The following is a 5,508-nucleotide window of genomic DNA, read 5'->3' on the forward strand; positions in this document are numbered from 1 at the left end:
CGCAGCATTCGGCACCGAAAAAATCTTCTCGCTTGGACTCCCGTCGAGCAAATGATAGTAATACTAATTCGATCTAGTTTAGCCACAGTCTAGCTCTGATGACCAAACCAATACAATACTCTAGAGACAACGTGGCAAATTAGTTAGCCTAGCATTATTTTTTAAATTTGGTATAAAATACCTTAGTTTGATAAAGGTCTACAAACCTCAAATACTCTGGTCTCTGTCAAAAAAAGCTGTAAATACTCAACCGATAAAGCTCTATTAGTGAGTAACCAAACTATGGAAACTATCCTAACTTTCCTTTACGAAACTGCCCAATATGCAAATACCCTGGTCAAAACTCAACTAACACATCTAAGTTGGGCAAGTTTAGTCATCATCTTTGTCGCTGGTTTACTGACCAGTCTCACTCCCTGTATGCTTTCCATGCTACCAATAACTATCGGTTACATTGGCGGATATGAGGCCAAGAATCGTATTCAAGCTGTTGCTCAATCTACTTGGTTTTCTCTAGGATTAGCCACAACTCTCGCTGGATTGGGAATTATAGCATCATTGCTGGGAAAAGTCTATGGTCAAGTAGGTATAGGATTACCAATTATTGTTAGTATAGTTGCTATTTTGATGGGTCTTAATTTACTTGAAGCCTTGCCATTACCAATGCCATCTTTTGACAGTATGGGATGGATATCTCAAGACTTACCTAAAGGAGTACGTTCATATTTATTAGGTTTAACATTTGGTTTAATAGCATCTCCTTGTAGCACTCCTGTATTAGCAACATTATTAGCTTGGGTTTCGACTACTGGAGATTTGATTTTAGGTGGAATTTTATTGCTATTTTACGCGATGGGTTATGTAACACCTTTGATATTAGCTGGAACTTTTACGGCTAATATTAAAAAGTTCTTGGAAATCAGAAAATGGTCTAGTTGGATTACACCTGTTAGTGGTGTTTTATTAGTTGGTTTTGGTGTATTTTCACTTTTATTTAGAATTGTACCAGTTTAACTAAGTCAGAAGTCAGAAGTCAACCCACCCCTAACCCCTCCCAGGAGGGGAAGTCAGAAGTTGTTTTTGTAACGGGGATTTACGCCCCGCTCTAAAAACATTTCACCTTAAAAGTCGGGGCTGCGCGACCCAATTATTTTGGTAAAAAGAGGGAGTAGGGAGTAGGGAGTAGAGGGAAATAATTGATTATTTTTGTGCGATAGTTGATTTTATTTTTTATTATTGGAGATGTTTAATAAGCATTCAGCGAAGAAGACAAAAATGAATATATGTGAATATGATAACTGCTATATTCTACTATTTTAAGGAAAACCTCAATTCCCACATCTGATTCCTGATTGCTACATATCTACTTACTATAGTTAAGAAAGAATTGGTTGGAACATAGAATGATGATGAATTTTAGACAACGGAAACGTTTTTCTAACTGTTGCCTTTTCCCTATTCTCTGCTACAGCTAAGAAAGAATTGGTTAGGACATAAAATGATGATGCATCTTAGACAACGGAAATGTTTTTCTAACTGTTCCCTGTTCCCTATTCCCTATTCCCTGCTATACAAAAAAATTGTTGAAACTAATAGGAATTAAATTAATGGATGTTCAAGATTCAGAATTAAATGGAAAGCTAAATCCTTTCAAAATATTTAGACGAGAAATATTACCATTATTAGCAGATTTACGGTTAGCGATCGCTCTGCTTTTAATCATAGCTATCTGTAGTATTTCGGGTACAGTCATAGAACAAGGTGAGTCAATCCCTTTTTATCAAGAAAACTATCCAGAAAAACCAGCATTATTTGGTTTTTTAACTTGGAAAGTAATTTTATTATTAGAATTAGATCATGTTTACCGGACTTGGTGGTTTTTATCAATATTAATATTATTCGGAGCTAGTTTAACAGCCTGCACATTTACCCGACAATTACCAGCCCTAAAATCTGCTAAACGCTGGAAATTTTACAATAAAAAACAACAATTTGAAAACTTAGCATTAAGCGCTGAAATAGAAACAGTTTCCTTAGATTCCCTGGAAAAAATATTACAGCAAAAGGGTTATCAAACATCTAAAGAAGGAGATAAACTCTATGGAAGAAAAGGAATTATTGGCAAAGTCGGTCCGATAATAGTTCACGCTAGTATGCTAATAATTTTAGCAGGCTCGATCATCGGCTCAATGACCGGATTTATCGGTCAAGAAATAGTGCCGAGTGGGGAAACATTTCAAGTTAAAAATATTGTCGATGCCGGAATTTTTGCCGAATCACAAATTCCAAAAAATTGGTCAGTACGAGTCAATCGTTTCTGGATTGATTATACTCCCGAAGGAACAATTGACCAGTTTTATTCAGACTTATCAGTATTAGATAAAAGTGGCGAAGAAGTAGATAGAAAAACCATATTTGTTAATCAACCCATGCGGTATCATGGAGTGACAATGTATCAAGCAGATTGGGGGATTTCTGCAGTTCAAGTCAGAATTAATAAAAGCCCTGTTTTTCAGTTACCAATGGCAAAATTAAATACAGCAGGAGGGGGGAGAATTTGGGGAACTTGGGTTCCTACAAAACCAGATTTAAGCGAAGGTGTATCTTTACTTGCCAAAGATTTACAAGGAAATGTATTAATTTATGATCCTACTGGTAAATTAGTTGCTAGTGTGCGAGAAGGAATGTCTACAGAAGTGAATGGCGTCACCTTATTCGTTGACAAAATTATCGGTAGTACAGGTTTACAAATAAAAGCAGATCCAGGAATTCCAATTGTTTATTTAGGTTTTGGTTTATTAATGTTGAGTGTATTAATGAGTTATGTTTCTCACTCCCAAATTTGGGCTTGGCAACAGAACGAACGACTTTATATTGGTGGCAAAACTAACCGCGCTAGTGTGGTATTTGAACGAGAAATGTTGGAAATTTTAGACAGATTAGAAATTGAATCAGGAGATTATGGGAATGTATCGCCTGAAGACAAACTTTTCCCAGATTTTGGTGGAGGTTGACTTAATCAAAGAATAATATCATGTCCGGTAGCATCGGTATTGTATAGCAAAGGTAGGGAACACAGAAGAGGGAACACATAAGAGGGAACACAGAAGAGGGAGGAAGGTTTAAGAGCAAGAAAAAACTTAAATTTCCTGTTGATATTTACCCTAACTTTTACACAAACGATATAAACGGACATATATAACTAATTGAAATACACAGTTACTAGTCCTACGGTGCTATTAGACATCTCCAATAATAAAAAATAAAATCAATTATCCCACATAAATCATCAATTTTTTCTCCCTACTCCCTACTCCCTGCTGCCTACTTCTTCTTTTCTGGAGATGTCTATTGGGTGACACCGTAGAATTACCGAAGACTCACGACTCAAGTTTCTGCTCGATCGCGACATAATTAGGGCTTGCTGATTAAATCTCAAAGAATTGACAGATAAAGGCTTTAGCTTTTTTGGAGGGAAAAAAGTGTAAGCTTTTCGGTCTAAAAAGCTCATGTATGTCAACATTTTGAGCAGACAACGGCGGAAAAATCACTCTTGCAATTTTTCCGACTACTTCCTCTATAATTATCCTAACTCCTGATATCAAATCCGCTTAATTGGGTATAAAAAATTTTTCATCTTCACCCAAAGTGCCAATATTTCTAAATTCTCTTCCCTCCTGACTCCTGAGGACTGACTCCTGAGAACTAGATTAACTATCTAAATTAGACATCTCCGATAATTAAAAATTAAATCAATTATCGGGCATAAATCATCAATTCTTTCCCCCTACTCCCTACTCCCTACTCCCTACTCCCTCTTTTCCGGAGATGTCTATTATACCGATGCTACCGGATTTGATATGACTCCTGACTCCTACCATTACCGAATCATTAATAATTAATAATTAAATAATTCGCGCCTTGAAGCCTCCCCTTGGATAGGGGAAAAAGCGGTCGTTTGCGGAGCAGTCCGTTAGGATGGGATGGCGAGGTCTCCTCGCTAACCTCCAATCGACCAAGACAGCAGTCGGACGCTTGCGATCCCTATACATAACGCGATAATTGCTTTTGGAAATATAACCTATATAACTCGCAGCTTGGTCTTGCTAAATCTTTAGAAATAGTTATCAACCCCATGCTATCCAACTCATGAGCTATGATAGGGTCTATATCCACCCCGTCTTGGGTAGTAACAACTTTTTTAAAAGCTGCTTTCAATTTTTCTTCCTGCTCAAGGATCGCTAATAATTTGCGTAAATGGTTATTATAAATTCCTGCTTCTGTTGGTGCTTCTTCTAATAATTGTTTAAAACGAAGTTCTCCTCGATGGAGATAATATAAAGCCAATTGTACCAGGTAAGGATGTCCCCCCACTATTGCCATTAGTTGCTGACAATGAGTTTCTTGTAGCCAAGATAATCGATGACGTTGTACTAAATCTTGAATTTGTTCTAGGCTAAAAGGAGGTAGTCTCAGTGGTAATCCGATATTAAAAGGAGATTGATAGATTTTCAGTGGTATATAAATTTCTGTAGAATACACAACAATCATGCGTAATTTTTGCCAAATCTCTTCCTGTTTTGCTTTTTCATACCAGAAGCGTAACAAAGGCAAAAAATCCTCGGCAATTTCAGGATAATTAAACAGTCTATTTACTTCATTTAGTGCTAATACCACTGGAGTCTCAACTTGCTCTAGTAAGTAATCTTGAAAATAAGTTGTACAGCTAATTTGACTACCAAAGATTTCATCCCAATATTTATCCAACATAGATTCTATAGACAACTGTTTAGTAATATTGGCACAAAACCAACGCAGAAATTTATCTATAGAAGAAAAAGTAGGTTTTTCTGCTTGTCTGAAGTCTATATTGACAACATGATAACCCAAATATTTAGAACGATCGAGAATACGTAGCATGAGAGAACTTTTACCCATCTTTTGTGGCGCTCTAATCCTAATAATGCTCCCAGGTTGAGTAATTTCCGAGTAAGCTAGATCCTCTATGGGAGGCCGCTCTATGTATAAGTAAGAGTTTAAAGGAATCACACTACTGGGAAATTCTATATACATATTTACTTTTTGATTTTGACAGTATTTCTCCAGTAATTTTTGCTGTGAATTTGTGAGAGTTATGGGTTCTAAATATTGACGTAAATTTGTTTTGGAAATTGGTTCTTGCCAATAGTTACTTAGTAATGACCATAGTTCACTAGCAACTTTTCTTAAATGTTCTGCTCCATAATATGCCTCATTAGACATCATTATATATGTTTTTCCTTCCCAGGAAGAGCGCAAGATAAATTCTTGAAGGTGACTTAAAGGAGAAGGTAAATTAGCATTAAGTATTTGTATAACTTCATCTAAATTCATTTTTATAATTCTTGAGTATGGATAATTTGAGTAAATAATTCATAGTTATAAAATATCATGTTTCTTCTATAAAATTACTTATATTAGAGACTGTTTGTAAAAAAAAGCTAAAGATGGCCATGAAGAAGTATTTAA

Annotated in this window: 3 protein-coding genes; 2 read left to right on the forward strand and 1 reads right to left on the reverse strand. The window is 35.9% G+C overall.

The genetic code is table 11. From position 1 onward, the window contains the following. Positions 1-282 precede the first annotated feature (282 nt). Together ACP6PM_RS32545 and ACP6PM_RS32550 are read left to right on the forward strand one after the other, a co-directional pair. The gene (locus ACP6PM_RS32545) at positions 283-1,014 is read left to right on the forward strand and encodes a cytochrome c biogenesis protein CcdA (protein WP_426590995.1); all 732 of its coding nucleotides are present in this window, start codon (positions 283-285) and stop codon (positions 1,012-1,014) included. A 593-nt stretch (positions 1,015-1,607) separates the two neighbouring features. After that, positions 1,608-3,014, forward strand: a complete 1,407-nt coding sequence (locus tag ACP6PM_RS32550) for a cytochrome c biogenesis protein (RefSeq protein WP_426590996.1) — start codon at positions 1,608-1,610, stop codon at positions 3,012-3,014. A 1,030-nt stretch (positions 3,015-4,044) separates the two neighbouring features. Here ACP6PM_RS32550 and ACP6PM_RS32555 read toward each other — a convergent pair. Then, positions 4,045-5,373: an AAA-like domain-containing protein gene (locus tag ACP6PM_RS32555; RefSeq protein ID WP_426590997.1), complete on the reverse strand. Its 1,329-nt coding sequence runs from the start codon at positions 5,371-5,373 to the stop codon at positions 4,045-4,047. Between the last annotated feature and the right edge of the window lie 135 nt (positions 5,374-5,508).

Origin of the sequence: Dapis brunnea BLCC-M229 (genome assembly GCF_050015995.1) — a bacterium.
GTDB lineage: Bacteria > Cyanobacteriota > Cyanobacteriia > Cyanobacteriales > Microcoleaceae > Trichodesmium.